This window comes from Streptomyces sp. NPDC002935 (assembly GCF_040611295.1).
GTDB lineage: Bacteria > Actinomycetota > Actinomycetes > Streptomycetales > Streptomycetaceae > Streptomyces.
Map to the genome: position 1 here is coordinate 238,953 of NZ_JBEXNW010000003.1, position 21,583 is coordinate 260,535.

A 21,583-nucleotide genomic window follows, 5' to 3' on the forward strand; every position below is an offset into this window, starting at 1 on the left:
CGAGTGACGCCTACGTGAGAGTGCTGCCCCGTCCGTGGCTCGGGACGCCACCGGGCGAGTGCCGGACGCGCGCCCTCAGTGATGCGGCGGATGCGGGGGCGGCGGCGGGATCGTCGTGACGTCCGGTGCCGGTTCTGGCCACACGAGGAGCACCGGGCAGGGCGCGTGGTCGACGACGAAACGCCCGGCGGGTCCCAGACTGTGCGGGCCGAGGCGGCTGCGGTCGCCGTCGCGGGCCAGCACGAGCAGATCGGCACCCTCGGCCGCGGCGACCACCTCCCGCTCGCCCCGGCCGACGCGTTCCAGCCGGGTCGCCGGGCCGCCGAGCCGCTCGGCCGCCGCGTCGAGGAGCGCCAGGGCCGAGGTCGTACCGAGGGTCTCCAGGAGGTCGCCCGGATCGGGCTCGGAGCGTCCGCGGCCGAGAAGCCCCGCGAAGGCGCCGTGCGCGAGACCGGACACCCCGGGGTCCGCCACGTGCAGCAGCACCACGTCCGTCGCGCCGGGCACGTGCGAACGTACGGCGTCCACGCACGCGGGCCATGTTCCCTCCACCAGCCAGACGACCACCCGCATGCCCATCAGCCTCCGATGACGTGGAGCGAGACCCACAGCGCCAGTACGGCGGGAACCAGCGCCGCGGGCACGGCGATCAGGCCCAGCCGGGTGAACTCCTTGAGGTCGACGCCGTGTTCGTGCTGATGCACGATACGCCGCCACAGCAGCGTCGCCAGGGAACCCGCGTACGTCAGATTGGGCCCGATGTTGACGCCGAGCAGGAGGGCCAGCACCGCGCCCGGGCCCGAGCCGACGGCCAGCGGCAGCAGGACGAGGACGGCGGGCAGGTTGTTGATCAGATTGGCCAGGACGGCGGCGATCGCGGCGATGCCCAGCAGCGCGGGCAGCGAGCTGCCCTCCGGGAGGAGCCGGCCGAGGGCGTCGGACAGACCGTTGTCGACCACCGCGCGCACGACGATGCCGAGCGCGAGGACGAACGCGAGGAAGGACGGCGCGGCGGCGCGCACCACCCTGAGCGGGGTGGCACGGCGACGGACGAGGGCGCGGGTGGCCAGCACGAGCGCCCCCGCCGTGGCGGACCAGGCCGGATCGATGCCGACCGCCGAGGCGACGACGAAACCGGCCAGGGTGCAGCCCACGGTGATCAGCGCGAACAGCGGCACGTCCGGCGCTTCCTCCGCCCGCCGGGGGAGCGCGCCCGCCCCGAGGTCACGGGTGAAGAAGCGCCGGAAGACCAGGTACTCGGCGCCGATCGCGACCAGCCACGGCAGCACCATCAGCGCGGCGAACCGGGTGAAGCTCAGACCGCTCGCGGTGAACGCGAGGAGGTTGGTGAGGTTGGAGACCGGCAGGAGCAGGGAGGCGGTGTTCGACAGATGGGTGCAGGCGTACACATGCGGCTTCGGACGAGCCCCCATCCGCGCGGCCGTCGCGAACACGACGGGGGTGAGCAGCACGATGGTGGCGTCGAGACTGAGTACCGCCGTGATCGCCGAGGCGAGCACGAAGACCGCGGTCAGCAGCCGGCCGGGCTGCCCCGCGGCCCAGCGGGCCATCCAGGCGCCGCAGGCATGGAAGAGTCCCTCGTCGTCGCAGAACTTGGCCAGGACGAGGACCGCCGCCAGAAACCCGATCACCGGACCCAGGTGCGCGGCCTCCGCGCGGACGTGGTCCCAGGAGATCGCGCCGGTGGCGAGGACCAGCCCCGCGGCCGGAACGGCCACGACCGCCTCGGGCCAGTTGAATGGCCGTACCACCGCGCAGACGAGGACGGCCGCGAGCAGGACGACGGACAGCGTCTCGGCGAACGGGCTGCCGAGAGCCGTGGCGAGCTGCGCGGCGACGTGGGTGCCGGGACCGGTGGCGAGCGGCGCGGTGGCATGGGTGGCGGGACCGGTGGAGAGTGCTTCGGCGAGCGGGGTGTCGGCCGTGCCGGAGAGGCCTTGGACGAGCGGGCTGTTCAGGATTCGGTCCTCCGGGCGGTGGTGACGGCGCCGTCCATCACATCAGACGCGACACCGCTCGCCCCCGAACGCCCTCACCCCGCGTCGACGAGGTGCCCCGCTCCACCCTCGAACGGCCCTCGACCCGGGCCGGTGAAGTGCCCGTTCCTGGCCCCGAGGGGCTGTCACTCCTCGCCGACGAGTGACAGCTCCGCCCAGATGGTCTTGCCTTCCGGTGTGTGCCGGCTGCCCCAGCGCTGGGTGAGCTGGGCGACGAGCAGCAGCCCGCGCCCGCCCTCGTCGAAGGTCTTCGCCCGGCGCAGATGCGGCGCGGTGTGGCTGCTGTCCGAGACCTCGAAGATCAGGGTCTCGGCGTCGTGGATGAGCCGCAGCCGAATGGGCGGCTCGCCGTAGCGGATGGCGTTGGTGACCAGTTCGCTCACCACGAGCTCGGCCGTGAACGTGGCCCCGGTCAGCTCCCAGACCTCCAGCTGGTCGGCCACCTGCTTGCGGATCGGCGCGACGAGAGCGGGGTCGGCGGGAATGTCCCAGGTCGCCACGTCGGAAGCGGCGAGGCCATGGGTGCGGGCGAGCAGCAGCGCCACGTCGTCCGGCGCGCCGCCCGCCGGAAGCAGTGCCTGGAGGATCGCGTGCGCCGTCCCCTCCAGGGACCGCGACGACTGCTCCAGCGCCCGGCACAGCAACCGGTGGCCGGTGTCGAGGTCCCGTTCACGGCTCTCGAGCAGGCCGTCGGTGTACAGCGCGAGGACCGTGCCCTCGGGCAGGTCGAGCTCGACGGACTCGAAGGGCAGTCCGCCCATGCCGAGCGCCGGACCGGGCGGCAGGTCGATCTGCCGGGGAGGCCCGTCCGGCGGGAGGACGAAGGGCGGCGGATGGCCCGCGCGGGCGAGGGTGCAGCGCCGGGAGACCGGGTCGTACACCGCGTAGACGCACGTGGCGCCGACCTCTCCGGTGGTGCCCTCGGACCCGGCCTCGGCGGACAGCCGGACGACGAGGTCGTCGAGGTGGGTGAGCAGCTCGTCCGGGGCCAGGTCGATGTCGGCGAGGGTGCGGACGGCGGTGCGCAGCCGGCCCATGGTCGCCGAGGCCTGGATGCCGTTGCCGATGACATCGCCGACGACCATGGCGACCCGCATCCCGGACAGCGGGATCACATCGAACCAGTCCCCGCCCACCCCGGCACGCGCCGCGGGCAGATAGCGCGACGCGGCCTCCAGGGCGGCCGTCCGGGGGAGGGACTGGGGGAGCAGGCTGCGTTGCAGGGCCAGCGCGGTCTGGCGCTCGCGGGAGAAGCGGCGGGCGTTGTCGATACAGACGGCGGCCCTGGCCGTGACCTCCTCGGCGAGCAGCACGTCGTCGGCGGTGAAGGGCTCGGGCCGCCGGAACCGGCTGAGGACGGCCACCCCGAGCGTCCGGCCGCGGGCGCGGACGGGCACCGACATGGTGGCGTGGATGCCGTACTCCCGGACGCGCTTGCCGCGGAGTTCGTCCCAGCTCAGCCACTCCTCCAGCGTGCCGTTCGCGTTCGGTGCGACGAGCGGCCGGCCGGCGATCAGGGAGTCGGCCTGCGGGGACGACGCGGGGTAGACGTCGACGTCGCCGGGTTCGACGACCGCTTCCGGGCAGCCCGCGTTCACCGACCGGTGGGCGGCGCGGCGGAGCGTGATCGGGGCGGCCGGCGGTTCGAGGCGGTACTCGCCGCCGTTGTCCGGCGGGTCCAGGAGATCGACGCTGACGAAGTCGGCGAGGGCGGGGACGCAGACGTCGGCCAGCTCCTGGGCCGTCCGGGTGACGTCGAGGGTGGTGCCGATGCGCACGCTCGCCTCGTTGACCAGTTGGAGCCGCTCGCGGGCCCGGTACTGCTCGGTGAAGTCGTGCGCGGCCAGACACACGCCGCGCACCCGTCCGTGGGCGTCGGTCAGCGGGGCGATCCGCGCGAGCCAGCGGTGCGGCCGGTCCTCGCCGCCGCTGCGCGTGTACGTCTCCACCGTGCGTCCCCGGCCGGTGGCGAGGACGTCGGCCATCGCGCGTTCCAGCTGATCTCCGGCCCGCTGGTCGTCGATCTCGGAGATCCGCAGGCCCCGGATACGGTCCTCCGGGAGGTCGATCACCTCGGCCATCGCGTCATTGACGCCGTACAGCCGCAGCCGTTCGTCGTAGACGGCCATGGCACAGGGCGACTGGGCGAAGGCCGCGCGGGTCAGCGGGTCGTCCAGGGTGCGGGGCTCCTGGCTGTCCAGCGGGGTGACCACGAGCCAGTCGCCGTCCGGTTCGAGGCGGTGGGCGAGCAGCCACACGGACAGGATCCGGCCGTCGCGGTGCCGCAGGGCGAGCACCCCGTCCCAGCGGCTGCCGATGGACCCCCGTGGTGCCGCGGTGTCCATGGGGGCGAGGAGTTCCGCCGCCGGGCGGCCCTCGACCTCTTCGGGCGCGTAGCCGAGGAGCCGGTGGGCACCCTCGCTCCAGCGGATCAGGGTGCCGTTCTCGTCGAGGACCGCCCGTGCAGTGGCGGCCTCGTCGAGGGGGTGGACCGAGCTCATCGTCGCCACTTTCCCTTGTGCACACTCACAGTGAACAAGCGCGTCATCCGGGTTCCAGCCTAGTGGCTGGGCGCCCGGCGCACCGCCGAACCCGGGCGGCTCGGACAGCCATTCGTAGGGTGCGTTTTCGGCCGATGCGACGGGCGTGACGGTAAGGGCTGCCGGCCCCTTGACGCCTCCGTGTGCCTCTCCGTCAGAATCTGTTTGCTCACGATCAGTTGTGATGACTTATGGGTCCTGATGAGAGAGAGCCGCCGTGACGGTCACTCGAAGATCGGTATTGATCGCAGGAACGGCCGTACCCGCCGCCGGCGCGCTCTCCGGCGCGGCCGACGCCCGGGCGGCGGCCACCGAGCACGCCGCGGGACGCCGCACGCTCGCGCTGCGCGACGGCTGGCGCTTCGCCCTGGTCGACGCGGGCGGCGTCACCGACCCGACCGGCGCCTACGCGGGGGCCGAACGGCCCGGCTACGACGACTCGGCGTGGCGCGCGGTGGCCGTGCCCCACGACTGGAGCATCGAGCAGAGCCCCACGAAGGACCACGGCACCACCAGTGGCACCGGGTTCTTCCCCGGCGGCCTCGGCTGGTACCGCACCGCCTTCACCCTGCCGTCCGCCTTCGCCGACAAGCGGATCTCCGTGGAGTTCGACGGGGTGTACATGGATGCGTCCGTGTATTGCAACGGCGAGGAGGTCGGCCGCCACCCCTACGGATACACGGGCTTCGCCTTCGACCTGACCGGTCTGCTGCACACGGACGGCAGTGCCGAGAACGTCATCGCGGTCCAGGTCCGCAACCAACTCCCCAGCAGCCGCTGGTACTCGGGCAGCGGCATCTACCGCGACGCCCGCCTGGTCGTGACGGAGGCGATCCATGTCGCGCGCTGGGGCACCTACGTCACGACGCCCGAGGTAGGCGGGGAGCGGGCGGTCGTCCGGGCCCGGACGACCGTCGTCAACGCGACCGGAGCCCCGGCCGAAGTCCAGGTGATCTCACGGATCACCGGCCCCGACGGCCGCACCGCCGCCCGGACGGCCATCACCGTCACCGTCGGCGACCGCACGGACGAGACCCACGAACTGACCGTCGAGAAGCCGAAGTTGTGGGACTTCGCGACGCCGGATCACCGCTACGCACTGGAGACCGAACTGCGCGTCGACGGCACCGAAAGTCCCCTATGCGCCGGGGGAGTTGAAGGCGGTGGCGCGGCGCGACGGCAGGGCGGTCGCGACGGACGTTCTGCGCACGGCCGGGGCCCCGCACGCGATTCGCCTGACGCCGGACCGGGATTCCTTCGCGGCGGACGGGCGTTCGCTGGTGTTCGTGACCGCCGAAGTGGTCGACGCCCGGGGTGTCGTCGTGCCCGACGCGGAACACATGATCGCGTTCGACGTCGACGGCGGATCGATCGCGGGCCTCGACAACGGCCGCCAGGAGAGCGCCGAGCGCTATCAGGCGAGCACCCGGACCGCTTTCCACGGCAAGGCACTCGCCATGGTCCGCTCCGGGACGAGGACGGGCGTCCTGAAGGTGACCGCGAGGGCGGAGGGGCTCCGGCCGGGCTCGACGACCGTGCGTGCCACCCCGGCCGGGTCCTGGGCGACCACCCCCGTGACACCTTTCGCGCCCGAGCACCCCGCAGCACCGGACCACCCGCACGCGGACGCCAGTTACTCGGGCCGCCCGGACACGTTGCCGGTCGCGATGCTCGACGGCGACGCGGCCACCGGCTGTTCCACCGCCTTCTACAAGTCGGCGACGGCGCTGCTTCCCGCCTTCAGCGGAGCCCGCCCCGAGGACTGGGTCTCGGTCGCCTGGGCGCGCTCCCGCCGCGTCGACCGCGTCGAGGTCTCCTTCACCGTCGACGCGACCCACACCCGGCCGGCCACGGTCGAGGTGTCGGTGTGGGACGGGAAGCGGTACGCGCCGGTGCGGGGTGCGGCCGTCGACTGGGCCACGGCCTCGGACGCGCCGACCGTGATCACCTTCGACGCGGTACGCGGCTCACGACTGCGGCTCGTCATGGCGAGCGGGCACCCGGGTGCGGTCGACGGCGGACTGCGGATCAGCCGGCTGGAGGTCCCGGTCGTCTGACGGGCCTGGCGCGAGGGCTCGCCGCTCGTGTTCGGTGAGCGTATGGAGCTCTGCCGGGCCGAGCGGACGGTGCACCTCGACGTACTCGCCGTGCGGCAGGCGCCTGACGACGCCGGTCGCACGGCCGTGCGCCACCAGTTCACGGTCCCGCAGTCGCAGACCCAGGCAGATCCTGCGGGTCACGACGAACACGACGACCGGGACGACCAGCACGGAGATCCGCACCGTCCAGGTGACCGTGTTGATCGACAGATGGAAGCGAGTCGCCACGATGTCGTTGCCGCCGCCCGCGAGCAGGATCAGATACAGGCTGATCCAGGCCGCCCCGAGCGCCGTACGGACGGGCCGGTTGCGGGGCCGGTCCAGCAGATGGTGCTCGCGCCGGTCGCCGGTGATCCAGGCCTCGACGAACGGATAGACGCCGATGGCGACCAGAAGAAGCGGGAAGACGAGGACGGGGATCAGCACGCCGAGCACGACGGTGTGGCCCCCCAGCGTGATCTCCCAGCCCGGCATCACCCGCACCAGCCCCTCCGCGAACCCCAGGTACCAGTCCGGCTGGGCACCCGTCGACACCTGGTCGGCGCGGTAAGGCCCGTACGACCAGACGGGGTTGATGGTCGCGACCGCCGCGATCAGGGCGAGGACACCGAACACCAGGAAGAAGAAGCCGCCCGCCTTCGCCAGGTAGACCGGCATGAACGGAGTTCCCACGACGTTGCGTTCGGTTCTGCCCGGCCCCGCGAACTGGGTGTGCTTGTGGTACACGACCAGGATCAGATGGGCCACGACGAGCGCCGCCATGATCCCCGGGACCAGCAGGACGTGCAGCGCGTAGAAGCGGGCCACGATGTCATGGCCCGGGAACTCCCCGCCGAACAGGAAGAACGACAGGTACGTGCCGACGACCGGTGTCGCCAGGAGCGCCCCGTTCACGAACCTGAGTCCGGTCCCGGACAACAGGTCGTCCGGCAGCGAGTAGCCGAACAGGCCCTCGAACATGCCGAGGAGCAGCAGCGTCCAGCCGAACACCCAGTTCACCTCGCGGGGTTTGCGGAACGAGCCCGTGAAGAAGTGCCGCAGCATGTGCGTGAGCATGGCGGCGAGGAAGATCAGCGCGGCCCAGTGGTGGATCTGCCGGATGAGCAGCCCGCCGCGCACGTCGAAGCTGATGTCGAGCGTGGAGGCGTACGCCTCCGACATCCGTACGCCGTTCAGCGGGACGTAACTGCCGTGGTAGACCACCTCGTTCATCGACGGATGGAAGAACAGGGTGAGGTAGACGCCGGTGAGGACGAGGACGACGAAGCTGTAGAGGCAGATCTCGCCGAGCAGGAAGGACCAGTGGTCCGGGAAGACCTTGCGCAGGTACCGCCTGCCGAGGGAGTGGAGACCGAGGCGGGCGTCGAGCCAGTCGGCGACCCGTTCGCCGGAGGACGCCTGCCCGCCCGCTCGTCCGGTGGTCGTCATCCCCGCCTCCCGTCCGCGGCCTCTGTGAGGTCGTCCGCGTCGGTTCCCTCGTCGCGCCGGACGTGCGTGAGCTTCTCGGGATTGGTGACGATGTAGACGTCGGACACCCGCTCGCCGTCCGGGGTGAGGTCCATGACCATGACCGCGTACGGCGACGCGCCGTCGAAGACGACCGCGGAGTCGTCGCCGTTGACCCGCCGGTAGCGGACGTCGAGGCCGGAGCCACGGCGGGTGGCGTAGCCGGCCAGCAGGCGTGCCGCCTTGTCCCGGCCGTGCACCGGCCGCAGCCCCGCCGGGCGCGCCTTGCCGCCGCCGTCCGTCCACACCGTGACGTCCGGCGCGAGGATCTCCATCAGCGCGGTGATGTCACCGCCGAGTGCCGCCTCCACGAAGCGTTCGGTCGCCTGCCGCCGGACGCGCGGATGGGCCCGGTAGAGCGGACGGCGGGCGTGCACGTGTTCCCGGGCGCGGTGCGCGAGCTGGCGGACCGCCGCCGGAGTACGGTCGATGACCTGCGCGATCTCGTTGTGCGGGTAACCGAACACCTCGTTGAGCACGAACACCGCGCGCTCCAGCGGGGTCAGCGACTCCAGGACGACCAGCAACGCCAGCGACACGGACTCGGAGCGCAGGGTGCGGTCGTCCGCGGAGTCGTCGGCGGCCGGTTCGTCGAGCAGGGGTTCCGGCAGCCAGGGGCCCACATACGTCTCCCGACGGCGGGTGATGGCGGCGCGCCGCGCGAGTGCGTGGTTGACCGCGATGCGGACGAGGTAGGCGCGCGGGTTGCCGATGTCCTCGATCGGGGAGCGGTGGGCGCGGCCCGTCCACGACAGCCAGGTCTCCTGGAGCACGTCCTCGGTGTCGGCGACGGTACCGAGGATGTTGTAGACGATGGCGAACAGCAGCTCCCGGTGCTCGACGAAGACCGGCGTCGCGCCGTCGGTGTCCGCCTCGGGGCGTTCGGACATGACTCGCCTCCCTTGATGCGCTCACTACTGCGAGGGGAGAAGCGGGCCCGGATGTGACATCCGACGGCCGAAATGTGACGTACGTCTCATGTCGGGTTCTGTGTGTCACACCGATCGCGACGACCGCCCTCTTGAACGCGAGTCGGATGTCCCGGCACTCCGATGTTCCGGCACAAGGAGACACACATCGTGTTCAAGAAATGGCACGGCAACCCCTGGGCGATTCTCGTCACGCTCTCCCTGGGGTTCTTCATGACGCTCCTGGACCTGACGATCGTGAACATCGCGATCCCCGACATGGGCCAGGACCTGGACGCCTCACTCGACGAGATCCTGTGGGTCGTCAACGCCTACACGCTCGCCCTCGCCGTCCTGCTGATCACCGCGGGACGCCTCGGCGACCTGCGCGGCAAACGGAACCTGTTCGTCGCGGGGGTCGCCCTGTTCACCGTGGCCAGCCTGGCCTGCGGCCTCGCGCGGGATCCGGCCCAGCTGATCGCCTTCCGCGCGGTCCAGGGACTCGGCGCCGCACTGCTCATGCCGCAGACCCTGTCGATCATCGCGGAGGTGTTCCCGGCCGACCGGCGCGGTGCCGCGATGGGTGTCTGGGGTGCCGTCGCCGGGATCTCCGGCGCCCTCGGGCCGATCATCGGGGGCGCGCTGATCACCCATCTCGACTGGCGCTGGATCTTCTACGTCAATCTGCCGCTCGGCGCCCTGGTCCTGGTCCTCGCCCTGACGATCATCCCGGGTTCGCGGCGCTCGGTACGGCATCGCTTCGACACCTTCGGCGTCGTGCTCGCCTCGGGTGCGCTGTTCTGTCTGGCCTTCGGCCTGACCGAGGGGCAGCGCTACGACTGGAACGGCTGGATCTGGTCGCTGTTCGGCGCGGCCGCGGCGCTCTTCGCCGGGTTCCTCGTCCAGGAGCGCGGCCGGCAGAGCCGTGACCCGCTCGTCCCGTTCTCGCTCTTCAGGGACCGCAACTTCACCCTCATCAACTTCGTGGGCGTCACCGTGTCCTTCGGTGTCATCGGAATGTTCCTGCCGCTGACGATCTACCTCCAGTCCGTCCTCGGCTTCAGCGCGCTCAAGTCAGGTCTCGTGCTGCTGCCGCTCGCCCTCGGCTCATTCGTGATGGCCGGTCCCGCGGGGGTCCTCGCGGACAGGATCGGCGGCAGGTTCATCCTGATGTCGGGGCTGCTCGCCTGGGCGGCCGCACTGGTCTGGATCGTGGCGGCGGCCGACGTCGGGTCGAGCTGGACGGCGGTCGCCTTCCCGCTCTTCCTGGCCGGACTGGGCGCCGGCTGCACCTTCGCGCCCATGGCCACCGAGGTCATGCGCAACGTCCCGGCACGGCTCTCCGGCGCGGCCTCGGGCGTGAACAACGCCCTGCGGCAGGTCGGTTCGGTCCTTGCGGGCGCCGTCGTCGGGGCCGTGCTCCAGGCGCAGCTCGCGCAGTCGCTCACCGACCAGGCACGGCAGCGCGCGGGACAGCTTCCCGCCGCCTATCGCGACGGCTTCGTCGCCGCCTTCTCCCGGGCCGAGTCCGATGTGTCCGCCCGGCAGACGACCGGCGCTCCGTCCGGGGCGCCGCGCGATGTCGCCGACCGCATGCGGGAGCTCGGCGGCCAGGTGTTCGGCCACGGCTTCGTGGACGCCATGGGTCCCGCGGTCCTGCTCTCCGCAGGCGTCCTGCTGACCGGTGCGCTCGCCTGTCTCGCCGTACGCCGGCACTGCGGCCCGTCCGCCAACCCGCACGCCCTGCCCGTGTACGAGCCCGAACTGGAGGAAGCCGGCTCATGAGCATCGACCTCACCGTCATGTACGCCGCCCACGACGCCTTCCGGCGCGACCTGGAACGCCTCGGCAAGGCGGCCGCGGACGGCACCGCCTTCACCCCATCGGTCCGCTCCGGATGGGCCAACTTCACGTGCCAGCTGCACATCCACCACACCGCCGAGGACAGCGACCTGTGGCCACGCGTGCTGCGTGCGGTCGAGGGCCGTCCCGCGGACATCGCCCTGCTCGCGGAGATGGAGGCCGAGCACGCCCGGCTGGCACCCCGACTGGACGCGGTGGACAGGACGTTGACGACCGAGTCGGCCGAACTCCCCGCGCTGGTGCACGCGCTGGCCGGCACGCTCGACGACCATCTCGCGCACGAGGAGGCGAGTGCCCTGCCGCTCATCCAGGAGGTGCTCACCCCCGAGGACTGGGGTGCCTTCACGGGCCGCATCCGCAGGACGCAGGGTCTGCGTGGCGCGGCCGTGTTCGTGCCGTGGATCGTCGACGGCATCGCGCCCGCCGACCGCGCCGCCTTCCTCGGCGCGCTGCCGCCTCCGGTCCGCGTCCTCAACCGCCTGTTCTGGGAACCCGGTTACCGCAGGAGGGGGCTGTGGGGGAGCTGACCCGGCGGCTCATGGCGGCTCGTGCAGGCTCGTGGCCGCTCCTCGTGGCGGCACCGGGCGGCCCGGGGCGGCGGACGGTCAGGTGCGGGTCCGCTCCACCCAGCTCGAAGCGCCCGGCGACGGTGGAGTCGCCGGCGACCCGCCTCCGGTACGCGCCACCGGGCCGCGGGTCGAACGCGCCCTCGACGCCCTGCCAGGACAGCCACCGGCGTCGGTGAAGAAGGAAGAGCTCCGGAGTCACACCGGACGGACGGCACAGGTTCGCCGGTCCTCTCCGCGCCTCATGTCGCACGCCGGGACCGGCAGGCGCGATTCCTTTTCGGGCCGAGCCGGGTCTGTCATGGGTGAACCGTCCAGCGCGTCGCCGGACCACCCCTTCGAACAGGAGAAACCGTCATGAACGCCAACCCCGTGGAGCTCGCCGACCAGCTGGCCCGGGCGGCCCGCAACCTCCAGGACCACACGCGCCGGCCGGCTCTCGACGGCAAGCGTGAGCTCCCCACCCCCTGTGACGACTTCGACGTCCACCGGCTCAGTGAGCATCTGCTCGGCTCGCTGGTCGCCGGTTCCTACGCCGCCGCGAAGGAACCGGTGCCGGCCGACGCCCCGACGGCACTGACCCAGGCCCCCTGGGTGGTCTTCCCGCCCCTCCTCGACAAGCTCGCCGCTGCATGGGCCGAGCCGGGTGCCTGGGAGGGGGAGACGCCCTTCGCCGGAAGCGCCCGCCCCGCCACATTCGCCGGCATGATCACCATCATGGAACTGACCGTGCACGGCTGGGACCTGGCCACCGCCACCGGTCAGTCGTTCACCGCGGACGACGACGTGATCGGCACCGTGACGGCCCTCGCCGGGCAGATCGCCGAGGGCGCCCGCGCCAACGGGGTCTTCGGGCCCGAGGTCGAGCCGGCCCCCGACGCCACGTCCATGGAGCGACTGCTCGCTCTGACCGGCCGGAAGGCCGCCTGAGCACCCGCCCGGACCTACCGCCACGCCCAGGTGCTGACGGATGACGAAGCCCCTCGGGGCCGCCGACCGAGGGCGGGAGGAACGGGGTCGGCGGCCGGTTTCGCGCGGAAGAGCCGCCTTCCCGCGCGGGGCCTGTGAGAGGGCCGGTCCCAGTGGACTACGGAGCCCCCTGCGCCGGGAGCGTGCGAGAGAGCCCGGCGTGTGCGCACGGTTCACACGGGGCGCATGGAATATCGAAAGCCGGTGCGACCCCGGTGAGTTGCCGCCCGCTTTTGACATTCTTTCAATAGGGCTGATCTTGCCCGTCCGCCTTGTTGGTCATGAGTGTGTTGTGCGAGGGTGAGCCTCCCGCGCTTGGTCAATGGCCGGGTCTGAATCGCTGTTCGCCATTCCCGGCTGTCGATGAGCTCAAGAGGCTCCTGACCGACGGTCGCCGCACGGCCTTCGTCCCCGGCCGTTTTCCCGGCGCTCCGTCAAAAAGGTCCACACCAATCAGGACTCCTTTTCGACGGGCAAGCACTTTCTGTGTGCCGCCTTGCACCTCGGAAGGAACCCGCTCCGTGCGCACCCCCCACCCCCCGCTTCCCGAGTATCCGCCCAGTGGCGTTCCCGGCGAATCCGACGAGGCCGTCGCCGCGCTGCTGAGAGGCCGGGCGGAGGGCGACACCACCCGTCCCGTCGCCCTGCTGACGGCCCGCCACTGGAAGCCGACGTACGACTACGCGGTGATCTGCCTCGCCACGTCGGGACACGTCGCCTCCATGGTCACTGAGGCCTCCTTCCATCACGTGCTCGACCGGCTCGGGGGCGGCGAACCGGCTCTCGCACTGCGGCCCCAACTTCTTGTGACCGTAAGGGACACGGTCCGGAACTGGTCGGCGGACGATCGGATATCCGGCGTTCTGCCGGACTTGAGGAAACCCGCGGGAGGCCGCGGTATGCGCGCGGCGAAGTCCATGACGGCCGAAAACCGCACGCTCGCCGAGCGCGCGTTCCTGACTCTTCCCGGCCTCGCCCGATGCCTGTTGTGGCACACCGAGGTGGAGGCCGAGTCCCTGTCCGTGCCGGCCGGCCTTTCGGGCATGGACACCGACATCGCGTCGGCCGCCTGGGAACAGGCCCGTGAACAATTCCGGGAAGGCTGTGTACGAGCCCACCGGGAACTCGCGCCGACCAGGGAATGCGGCTTCTACAACCGGCTCCTCGACGTACCGATTCGCCGCGGCGGCACCTTGCTCCCGGATGTCCAGCAGCATCTGGCGCAGTGCGCCTACTGCCGGCACGCGGCCGAGCAACTCAGCCATTTCGAGGGCGGGTTGGGCGTTCTGATCGCCGAGTCGGTACTCGGCTGGGGGGCACGCCGCTATCTCGACTCCCGCCCGGGTCGCGCGGGGCAAGCGCCACGCCTCCGGAGCGTCTCCCCGTTCGGAGGCCGACGGCAGCGGGGCGGAGGACGTCCCGAGAAGAGCGGGCGCTCCGGCGACGGCGGACGCTCGGGAGGCGCCGGCCGCCCCGCGACGAGTGGACGTCATCGTCTGCTGTCGTCGGTCTCGTCGTTCTCGTCGGCCCCCTCGACGGGACGCCGCGCCGCCAGGTCGGGCGAGCGGCCGCCCCAGGCGCTGGTCACTGGAGCGGGCCTCTCGGCCGCTCTGCTGGTCACCGTCCTCGCGGTCAGCCTGTGGCCGAACGAGGAGGGTGGCGCCGACCCCGCGTCCACCACCGGCGCGAGCAGCAGCCGCACGCTGTCGCCCGCCCCCGGCTCCGGGACACCGCCCGCTTCCGCGCCGTCCAACCCGGCCGGACTTCCCGCCAAGGCCGGGCGGACCCGGCTGCGCAACCTGGACGCGGACCTGTGCCTCGACATCCGGGGCGCCACGGCCGAGGAAGGCGCCGGGGCCAGGCTGGCAGTGTGCTCGTCCGCCTGGACCCAGCAGTGGTCGTACGAGAAGGACGGACTGCTGCGCAGCGTCGCCCGTCCGGAGCTCTGCCTCGACTCGCACGCCGACAACGGTGTCGCCTTCCTCGGCCGCTGTGTCGCCGAGGACGCGAAGCAGGGCGAGGACATGCGCTACGACCTCACCGCGCAGGGCGAGTTGCTGCCCCGCTGGAACGACGGACTGGCCGTCGCACCCGCCTCCACCGACCCTGACGCCGATGTGGTGGCGAAGGTCCGCGACGGCTCCGACGCGCAGCGGTGGCGGACCGACGGTTCGTCGGCCGGCCTCGATTCGCTGCCGATCGTGGGCACGTCGACAAGCTCGCCCCGGCCCCGGAGCGGACCCTCGTCCTCCGACGGCTCACCCGCCTCGCCGAGCGAGCCCGCGGACGAACCGTCGGCGGGCGTGCCGGCGGACCCGGAGGCCACCCCGGCGGAGACCTACCGGGGGCAGCCGAGAACGGTGACCGTCGGCGACGGCCACGGCGCCGACCCGGGCCCCCGGCCCGTCCTGCCGCTGCCGCTCCCCGATGCCGCTGATGTCGACTATCTCGGCGATATCACTGAAATTGCCGATGTCACCGAGATCGCCGCGATCCCTCAGGGCGTCGATATCGAGGACAGCGGCGCAGTGGTCGGCGGCATCGGCTGGTAACGCCACGGGTCGTCGACGCCCCGTTGCCGTACGCCACGACGGCACGACAGCGGGGCGAAGGGGCGACAGGGCGGCTTACGAGACGACGTCCCGGGGCGGCTTGCCCGCCACGAAGTCCGCGGCGTTCTGGACGGCGGCCAGCGCGATCCGTACGAGGGTCTCGCGGGTGACACCGGCGACGTGCGGTGAGAGCACCACGTTCGGCGCCTTGAGCAACCGCAGGTCCGCAGTGGGCGGTTCGGGGTCGAAGACGTCGAGCCCCGCTCCGGCCAGGGCGCCCGCGTGCAGAGCGTCCGCGAGGGCGTCCTGGTCGATCAGGGCGCCCCGCGAGGTGTTGACGACGAACGCGGTCGGCTTGAGGAGCGCGAGCCGCTCGGCGTTCAACAGGTGCCGTGTCGCCTCGGTGAGCGGCGCGTGCAGACTGACGTAGTCCGATGTGCGCAGCAGTTCGTCGAGTTCGACATGGCGGGCGCCGAGGCGGGCCTCCGTCTCGGCGGACACGGGTTTCGGCCCGGAGTACACGATGCTCATGTCGAAGGCGACCGCGCGACGGGCGACCTCCTCGCCGATGTGGCCGAGTCCGATGATGCCGAGCGTCTTGCCGGACAGCTCGGTGATCGACTGCTGGAGCCGCGGCAGCGCCCAGTCGGCCTCGGTCAACGCGGTGTGGGCGGGCACCAGTTGCTTGGCCAGGGCGAGCATGAGAGCGAACGTCTGCTCGGCCACGTTCTGCTTCTCGGCGCCGCTTGAACCGATGTTGCACACGGGCACGTCCCGGTCACGCGCGGCGTCCAGGTCGACGTAGTCGAAGCCGTGACTCGCGCACTGGATCAGCTCCAGGTCCGGTGCGGCGGCGATGTGTTCGGCGGTCACCGGGCCGAGGCCCGTGACGACGACATGGGCCTCGCGCAGCGCGGCGGGGTCCTCGTCCGTCGCCTCCACGACGGTGACGCGCACCTGCCCGGGAAAGAGCGTGGCGAGTGCGGCTCCCGCCGTACGGCCGCCGACATGCGGAGAGACGACGGCCAGCACGTTCTTCGTGACGGTCATGCGGATTCCTCGATGAGGTCGTCGGGGCCGAGCGTGGCCGGGCGGGCGTGCCCGGACAGGGCGAGGGTGAGATCGAACTCGGCGAGCAGACAGCGGACGACGTGTTCGACGCCCGCCTGTCCGTCGAGGCCGAGCCCGTAGGCGTAAGGACGTCCGACGAGGACCGCCCGCGCGCCCAGCGCGAGCGCCTTGAAGATGTCGTCGCCCGTCCGGATCCCGCTGTCGAAGAGGACGGTGAGCCGGTCGCCCACCGCCTCCACGACGCGGGGCAGCGCGTCGGCGGCCGCGACCGACCCCGCCACCTGCCGGCCGCCGTGGTTGGAGACCACCACGCCGTCCATCCCGGCCTCGGCGGCACGCCGGGCGTCGTTCGGGTGCAGGATGCCCTTGAGGACGATCGGCCCGTCCCAGCTCTCCCGCAGGAAGGCCAGGTCCGGCCAGGTCTTGCCGGGGTCCGCGAACATGCTCACGAAGTGCATCACGGCCGCGTTCGGGTCCTCGTGCACGGGCTTGGCCAGACCGGCCCGGAACGCCGGATCCGAGAAGTAGTTGGCGGTGCCCACGCCGTGCAGGAACGGCAGGTACGCCTGGTCGAGATCGCGCGGGCGCCACGCCAGCAGAGGCGTGTCGAGCGTGACGATCAGCGCCGTGAACCCGGCCGCCTTCGCCCGGTCCAGGAAGCTCCGGGTGACCTCGCGGTCCTTCGCCCAGTACAGCTGGAACCAGCGCTCGCCGTCGCCCATGGCCTCGGCGACCTGCTCCATGGGGGTGCTGGAGGCGGAGGACAGGATGTAGGGGACGCCCTGCGCGGCGGCGGCCCGCGCCGCGGCGGACTCCGCGTCGGGATGCATGATCGACAGCACGCCGATCGGGGCGAGCGCGAGCGGTGCGGGCAGCGGGCGCCCCAACACCTCGACGGACAGGTCGCGTTCATGGACATCGCGCAGCATGCGCGGCACGATCCTGCGCCGGTCCAGGGCCTCCCGGTTGGCGCGCGCCGTGCTGCCGGTCCCCGCGCTGCCCGCCACATAGCCGACCGGACCGGGGCCGAGTCGCTGCTCGGTCAGTTCCTCCAGCCGGGAAAGATCGGTCGGCAGCCGCGGTACGGCGCCCGTCATTCCGTTCAGATAGATCTCGTACTGGAAGTCGGCCCAATGCTTCGCCATCCGTACGTCCCGCCTCTCGTCCCTGAGACCGCGCTGTACGACGTCGATCCTGGCGACTGTGACAAGTCCCGTCCACTGTGGTGCGCACAACGTGCGGCTGGAATCATCACCCTGTGACAAACAAGCCGTCCGAAGTCCGGGAACGCGTCCGGCAGGAAATGGTCGCCGACCCGCGGGTGGTGGAGGCGATCGTCGCGGCGGTCCATGAACAGGTCCCGGTGTACGCGGCGCTCGACGACAGCCGGCTGCCGGAGGTACGGGCCATCGCGGCCTGGGGGCTTGAGCGGCTGCTCCGTCTATGGGCCACCGACGGCACACTGGGGCCGGCCGATCTGCGGCGCTTCCGGGGCATCGCGTCGGCCCGTGCGGCGGACGGCCGCCCGGTGCAGGCGGTGCTGCGCGCCTACCGGGTGGCGGGCACCGTCCTGACGGACGAGGTCGCCGCCCGCGCGCCCCGGCTCGCCGCCGCTGACGCGTTCGCACTCGCCCGCATGCTGCTCGCCACCCTCGACACGCTCTCCGAGGAGATGGCCACCGCGTACGCCGCCACCAGTGAGGACCTGGCCGGCGACCGGACCCGGGCGCTGCGGCTGCTGCTCGACGACCTGATCGCCGGGCGGCACGCCTCGGTGGGCGCGCTGACCGACCGCTCCGCCCGGCTGGGCGTCCAGCTTCCGGATCCCTTCTGCCTGCTGGCGGCGGAGCCGATCGCCCCGGACCGTCCCGACATGGCGCACGAGACGGCGACGGAACTGCTCGAAACTCTGGCCGGTCCCGGGGGAGAGGTGACGCCCCTGGCGACGGTACGAGGGTCCAGGGCCGTTCTGCTGCTGCCGCTCGCGGCGTCCGCACGCGTCGGGGCGGTCCTGGGCGAACGGTCCTGGCGCGGGTGCGTCATCACAGGCGAGAGCCTGGACCGGGTCGCCGTCGCGCACCGGCTGGCCGCCGACGCCCTCGACACCGCGCCGGCCCACGCCCATCGGTCCGGGTGCGTACTCGCCGACGCCGACGCGCATGTTCTCGCCCTGCTCGCCGGGCGCCCGGCCGCCGCGCCGGACCACATCGCCCGGCTGGTGCTCGGGCCGCTCACCGAGACCGCTCAGCGGCATCTGCTGGAAGCGCTCACGGCGTACATCGACTCGGGCTCGGCGAACGCCGCCGCGCGGGCGCTGCACCTTCATCCGCAGTCCCTGCGCTATCGCCTGCGACGCGTCCACGAACTGACCGGCCGCGACCCCCGCGACCCCTGGCATCGGCTCACCCTGGACATCGCCCGCACGATCCGCGACTGAGCCGGGGCAAGGGTTGTTTTCCCTCGGTGCCCGGCCGTCGCTCAGGGCTCTGGTGCGGCCTGCCAGCCCAGCCAGCGGCGGACGGTGATCACCGTCACCGGGCCGTCCGGTGGCCGGTTCCGGTACTGCGGGTACTTGTCCCGCAGTGCGTCGATCGCCCGGGCGTAGACGTGCGGGATCTCACCGAGCCCCGGTTCGCCGGGATCGAGCCACCCCGGCGGCGCGATGACGCGCGCGTCGCCGTCCGCCCGTACCCACCAAAGCCGCTCCCAGTCCTCGTCGTAGGCGTCCACCAGCAGACAGACGGCCGGATGGGCGGCGATGTTGCGCAGCCGCCGCAGCAGTGGCGACCGCTTGGGCTTGTGGTCGACGGCGGTGACGAGGTCGTCGCCGCACCGCGCGAACACGAGCGGCACCAGATGCGGGCGGCCGTCGGCGTCCACGGTCGCGAGCCGCGCCACCCGCGCCGCCAGGAAGCGGCGGCGCGCCTGGTCCTCGTCCATGTCGGGCACGATCGGCTCCGATCCCTCGGCGACGGCGACGGCGACGGCGGTCCTGGGCCGTCAGCGGTAGGTGGACACGGCCTCGGCACCTGCTGCCAGTGTGGTTGACCTGGACGTGCCTGACGACCGTTTCGTGGCCCCACCCTGGACCCGGCGGCAGTGTGGTGCATGGCAGCCGTGGCCTTGGGCAAGGTCCCAGGCACCAGATGTGGCCGGGCCTTGGGAGCTGTCAGTGGCTGACACCGTCGTCTTCGGGGCTGGGCCGCGGGTCGCAGCGGTCGGTGAGGGCCTGTGGGGGGCGGGGTGTTCGTTCCTCATCGGTGCGCTGCCGTCCGCGCACCTCGTGGCGAAGTGCGCCGCAGGAGTCGACTTGCGTACGGCCCACCCGGAATCCGTGTCGGCGACCGGAGCGTATCGGGCCGCGGGGCTGGCGCCGTTCCTGGTCGTTGCGGTGCTGGACGTGGCGAAGGGCTATGTCGCCATCAGGCTGGCCGGGCGCAGCCGGCGCGCGGTCGCCGTGCACACGGCCCTCGTCGTCGCCGGACACAACTGGTCGCCCTTCCTCCGCGGAGCGGGTGGTCGCGGCATCACGCCGGCGACCGGGGCGCTTCTCTGCACCGACTGGAAGGGGGCCGCGGTGGTCCTCGGTGGCCCCACCCTCGGATACGTCTGCCAGGAAACGGGGCTCGGAGCCTTCGCGTCCCAGCTTCTGCTGCTGTCCGTCGCTCTCCTCTCGCCGAAGCGCCGCGCCTCCCTCCCCTCGGTAGCCGCGGTCCTCGCACCCATCTGGGCCAAGAGGATCCTCGGCAACGGACTGGAGGTCCGTGCGAATCTGCCCGTGGCTCGCTATCTGGAACGGTTGCTCTACGACAGGGACTGCGCGGCTCCAGGGTGAGGGCGCTCGCCGACCATCGCGGCGAGGGAGCGGACGAACTCCGTCATGCGGTCGGTCGCTTCACGGCCACCGGACGACAGGGCGGCGACGTCCCGTTCGATGCCGGCTGCACTGCCCCGGATCTCCTTCTCCAGGCGTGCGGCGACGGAATGGGCGGACATGAGGTCCAGGATCCACCGCGAGCCGTCGTCGTCCGGCTGCTTCAGCCGGGACGCCACCTGTTCGGCGAGGTCTTCCCTGTCGGCCGCGCACAGCAGCCCTATCAGGATCGCGACAGGCCTGGTGAACTTTCCCTCGGTGAGGTCGCTCGGTACGGCGGCATCGTCGTGCAGGAACATGTCGTTGTAGTCGTCGACCAGTTGGTAGAGCATGCCGACGCGGTAGCCGAGTCGCTCCATTTCCGCGCGCGTTCCGCTGTCCTTGCCGCTGGTCACCGCGGCGCCGGCGGCGACACAGGCGAACGGCGCACCGGTCTTCAGGCGGATCAGCTCCTCGTAGGGAACCGATCTGTAGTCGTACCAGCCCTGGTGCCAGCCGATGTCCATGCTCTGCCCGAGCGGTACCAGCGTCGCCATCAGGTCGAGCTCGCGGCGCACACCGTCCTTCTCCGGCAGGGTGAGATCGCAACCGTGGAGGGGGTAATGCGCGAACGACCGCACGATGCACGCCAGGTTGATCGCGTTGCTGACGTTCTCGCTGACGTGTACGGCCTGGTCGCGGTCACGGAAGACCGCGTTGTCCTGGACGTCGTCCAGCACCAGCGACGCCGCGTGGTACAGCTCGACGGCCGCTGCCAGCGGCTGCGTCCTCTCCGGTGTGCCACCCAGGAGCTCGCCGCACATCAGCCCGAACAACGAGCGAAGCCGCTTCCCCTTCCGTGCCAGCTGCCGTTCCACCAGCACACGCATCCGGTCACGGTGACCCCACGGCCAGAACTCGAAGCCGGCCCGCATGCGGTCGTCGATTCCACGCAGCTGGTCCGCGAAATGGTCGTGCAGACCGGCGCTCATGCGGCTGCCCTGTCCCTGGCCGGCCGCGGCCAGCCCCTGGCCAACCGGGACCGGTAGCCCGCGTAATGGACGAACCCGAGGATGATCAATGAGAGCCAGCTCATCAACGGCTGTTTCAGCAGCACCATGGACAGGGCGGTCAGGTTGATGGAGGCCACCGCGCTCCTGGCGGCTGCCTTGCGCGCCACGATCCGCCCGGTCCACACCTGCGGAAAGTAGGTTGCGGCGAACATCCCCACGATGCCGGCCATGACGAGCCAGTGAAACGCCCCCACGGCACCGAGCGATGTCGCGATGCCCATGCCTCCCCTGAACCCCATCTGAGCCGGCCAGATGTGGCCGGAGACGACGGCCACGATCGCCAGGGTGATGACGACATCGCCCACCCCCAGGCCGACACCGCCGAGGACGACCACATACCCCTTCAGCATGTCCAGGATCAGGATGACCACGAACCACCGGCGGCCGAGCACCTTGCCCACGTTCTGAGCACCGGCGTTGCCGCTGCCGAGGCCCCTGATGTCCTCTCCGATGCGAGCCTTCGTCAAGTAGTAGCTGGTCGAGACGCAGCCGATGAAGTAGCTCACGACGATGTAGCCCGTCACGAGCGCGATGTGACCCATATCCATCCGATATCCACCAAAGA

General features: G+C 71.6%; 16 protein-coding genes and 1 pseudogene. 7 read left to right on the forward strand and 10 right to left on the reverse strand.

The window, feature by feature from the left end; all coding sequences use genetic code 11:
• Positions 1–75 precede the first annotated feature (75 nt).
• The 3 genes from ABZX90_RS05110 to ABZX90_RS05120 form a co-directional block, all read right to left on the reverse strand.
• Positions 76–573: a universal stress protein gene (locus tag ABZX90_RS05110; RefSeq protein ID WP_355201578.1), complete on the reverse strand. Its 498-nt coding sequence runs from the start codon at positions 571–573 to the stop codon at positions 76–78.
• Between the two features lie 5 nt (positions 574–578).
• The gene (locus ABZX90_RS05115; RefSeq protein ID WP_355201777.1) at positions 579–1,811 is read right to left on the reverse strand and encodes an arsenic transporter; all 1,233 of its coding nucleotides are present in this window, start codon (positions 1,809–1,811) and stop codon (positions 579–581) included.
• Between the two features lie 332 nt (positions 1,812–2,143).
• The gene (locus ABZX90_RS05120; RefSeq protein ID WP_355201580.1) at positions 2,144–4,519 is read right to left on the reverse strand and encodes a SpoIIE family protein phosphatase; all 2,376 of its coding nucleotides are present in this window, start codon (positions 4,517–4,519) and stop codon (positions 2,144–2,146) included.
• Between the two features lie 256 nt (positions 4,520–4,775).
• On the opposite strand from ABZX90_RS05120, the pseudogene ABZX90_RS05125 reads away from it, so the two are divergent.
• A pseudogene (locus ABZX90_RS05125) lies at positions 4,776–6,615 on the forward strand (sugar-binding domain-containing protein).
• Here ABZX90_RS05125 and ABZX90_RS05130 read toward each other — a convergent pair.
• Entirely contained in the window at positions 6,526–8,085 is a 1,560-nt protein-coding gene (locus ABZX90_RS05130; RefSeq protein ID WP_355201582.1) for a cytochrome bc complex cytochrome b subunit, read from the reverse strand. The pseudogene ABZX90_RS05125 and the gene ABZX90_RS05130 overlap by 90 nt on opposite strands.
• The gene (sigJ, locus tag ABZX90_RS05135; protein WP_355201584.1) at positions 8,082–9,053 is read right to left on the reverse strand and encodes an RNA polymerase sigma factor SigJ; all 972 of its coding nucleotides are present in this window, start codon (positions 9,051–9,053) and stop codon (positions 8,082–8,084) included. The genes ABZX90_RS05130 and sigJ overlap by 4 nt, the downstream gene beginning before the upstream one ends.
• Before the next feature lie 189 nt (positions 9,054–9,242).
• On the opposite strand from sigJ, the gene ABZX90_RS05140 reads away from it, so the two are divergent.
• From ABZX90_RS05140 to ABZX90_RS05155, 4 genes are all read left to right on the forward strand, one after another.
• Positions 9,243–10,856, forward strand: a complete 1,614-nt coding sequence (locus ABZX90_RS05140) for an MFS transporter (protein WP_355201586.1) — start codon at positions 9,243–9,245, stop codon at positions 10,854–10,856.
• Positions 10,853–11,461 carry a hemerythrin domain-containing protein gene (locus ABZX90_RS05145; protein ID WP_355201588.1) on the forward strand — a complete coding sequence of 203 codons (609 nt, stop codon included), beginning with the start codon at positions 10,853–10,855 and terminating at the stop codon, positions 11,459–11,461. The genes ABZX90_RS05140 and ABZX90_RS05145 overlap by 4 nt, the downstream gene beginning before the upstream one ends.
• 396 nt (positions 11,462–11,857) lie before the next feature.
• The gene (locus tag ABZX90_RS05150) at positions 11,858–12,430 is read left to right on the forward strand and encodes a TIGR03086 family metal-binding protein (RefSeq protein ID WP_351125376.1); all 573 of its coding nucleotides are present in this window, start codon (positions 11,858–11,860) and stop codon (positions 12,428–12,430) included.
• A gap of 560 nt (positions 12,431–12,990) precedes the next feature.
• Positions 12,991–15,021, forward strand: a complete 2,031-nt coding sequence (locus tag ABZX90_RS05155) for an RICIN domain-containing protein (protein ID WP_355201589.1) — start codon at positions 12,991–12,993, stop codon at positions 15,019–15,021.
• Between the two features lie 75 nt (positions 15,022–15,096).
• Here ABZX90_RS05155 and ABZX90_RS05160 read toward each other — a convergent pair whose 3' ends face one another.
• Both ABZX90_RS05160 and ABZX90_RS05165 read right to left on the reverse strand, forming a co-directional pair.
• A complete protein-coding gene (locus tag ABZX90_RS05160; RefSeq protein WP_355201591.1) occupies positions 15,097–16,071 on the reverse strand; it encodes an NAD(P)-dependent oxidoreductase in 975 nt (324 codons plus the stop codon).
• The gene (locus tag ABZX90_RS05165) at positions 16,068–17,237 is read right to left on the reverse strand and encodes a lactate 2-monooxygenase (protein WP_351125367.1); all 1,170 of its coding nucleotides are present in this window, start codon (positions 17,235–17,237) and stop codon (positions 16,068–16,070) included. Before ABZX90_RS05165 ends, ABZX90_RS05160 begins: the two co-directional genes overlap by 4 nt.
• A 113-nt stretch (positions 17,238–17,350) precedes the next feature.
• Between ABZX90_RS05165 and ABZX90_RS05170 the strand changes: the two genes are divergently transcribed.
• Complete coding sequence (locus ABZX90_RS05170; protein ID WP_351125364.1) at positions 17,351–18,529, forward strand: helix-turn-helix domain-containing protein; 1,179 nt, start codon at positions 17,351–17,353, stop codon at positions 18,527–18,529.
• A 41-nt stretch (positions 18,530–18,570) separates the two neighbouring features.
• Here the strand turns inward: ABZX90_RS05170 and ABZX90_RS05175 are convergent, their stop codons facing one another.
• Entirely contained in the window at positions 18,571–19,032 is a 462-nt protein-coding gene (locus ABZX90_RS05175; RefSeq protein ID WP_355201594.1) for a TIGR03668 family PPOX class F420-dependent oxidoreductase, read from the reverse strand.
• A 232-nt stretch (positions 19,033–19,264) separates the two neighbouring features.
• Here ABZX90_RS05175 and ABZX90_RS05180 point away from each other — a divergent pair, with 232 nt between their 5' ends.
• A complete protein-coding gene (locus ABZX90_RS05180; protein WP_351125359.1) occupies positions 19,265–19,927 on the forward strand; it encodes a glycerol-3-phosphate acyltransferase in 663 nt (220 codons plus the stop codon).
• Here the strand turns inward: ABZX90_RS05180 and ABZX90_RS05185 are convergent.
• Positions 19,897–20,937, reverse strand: a complete 1,041-nt coding sequence (locus tag ABZX90_RS05185; RefSeq protein ID WP_355201596.1) for a polyprenyl synthetase family protein — start codon at positions 20,935–20,937, stop codon at positions 19,897–19,899. The genes ABZX90_RS05180 and ABZX90_RS05185 overlap by 31 nt on opposite strands.
• Positions 20,934–21,566 carry a glycerol-3-phosphate acyltransferase gene (locus tag ABZX90_RS05190; RefSeq protein WP_351125353.1) on the reverse strand — a complete coding sequence of 211 codons (633 nt, stop codon included), beginning with the start codon at positions 21,564–21,566 and terminating at the stop codon, positions 20,934–20,936. The genes ABZX90_RS05185 and ABZX90_RS05190 overlap by 4 nt, the downstream gene beginning before the upstream one ends.
• Positions 21,567–21,583 lie beyond the last annotated feature (17 nt).

What these genes read in the sequence shown, in the direction of transcription:
- ABZX90_RS05110 (WP_355201578.1), bottom strand. Translation starts at nt 573, where the DNA reads ATGCGGGTGGTCGTCTGGCTGGTGGAGGGAACATGGCCCGCGTGCGTG.
- ABZX90_RS05120 (WP_355201580.1), bottom strand. Translation starts at nt 4,519, where the DNA reads ATGAGCTCGGTCCACCCCCTCGACGAGGCCGCCACTGCACGGGCGGTC.
- ABZX90_RS05130 (WP_355201582.1), bottom strand. Translation starts at nt 8,085, where the DNA reads ATGACGACCACCGGACGAGCGGGCGGGCAGGCGTCCTCCGGCGAACGG.
- sigJ (WP_355201584.1), bottom strand. Translation starts at nt 9,053, where the DNA reads ATGTCCGAACGCCCCGAGGCGGACACCGACGGCGCGACGCCGGTCTTC.
- ABZX90_RS05145 (WP_355201588.1), top strand. Translation starts at nt 10,853, where the DNA reads ATGAGCATCGACCTCACCGTCATGTACGCCGCCCACGACGCCTTCCGG.
- ABZX90_RS05150 (WP_351125376.1), top strand. Translation starts at nt 11,858, where the DNA reads ATGAACGCCAACCCCGTGGAGCTCGCCGACCAGCTGGCCCGGGCGGCC.
- ABZX90_RS05160 (WP_355201591.1), bottom strand. Translation starts at nt 16,071, where the DNA reads ATGACCGTCACGAAGAACGTGCTGGCCGTCGTCTCTCCGCATGTCGGC.
- ABZX90_RS05165 (WP_351125367.1), bottom strand. Translation starts at nt 17,237, where the DNA reads ATGGCGAAGCATTGGGCCGACTTCCAGTACGAGATCTATCTGAACGGA.
- ABZX90_RS05175 (WP_355201594.1), bottom strand. Translation starts at nt 19,032, where the DNA reads ATGGACGAGGACCAGGCGCGCCGCCGCTTCCTGGCGGCGCGGGTGGCG.
- ABZX90_RS05185 (WP_355201596.1), bottom strand. Translation starts at nt 20,937, where the DNA reads ATGAGCGCCGGTCTGCACGACCATTTCGCGGACCAGCTGCGTGGAATC.
- ABZX90_RS05190 (WP_351125353.1), bottom strand. Translation starts at nt 21,566, where the DNA reads ATGGATATGGGTCACATCGCGCTCGTGACGGGCTACATCGTCGTGAGC.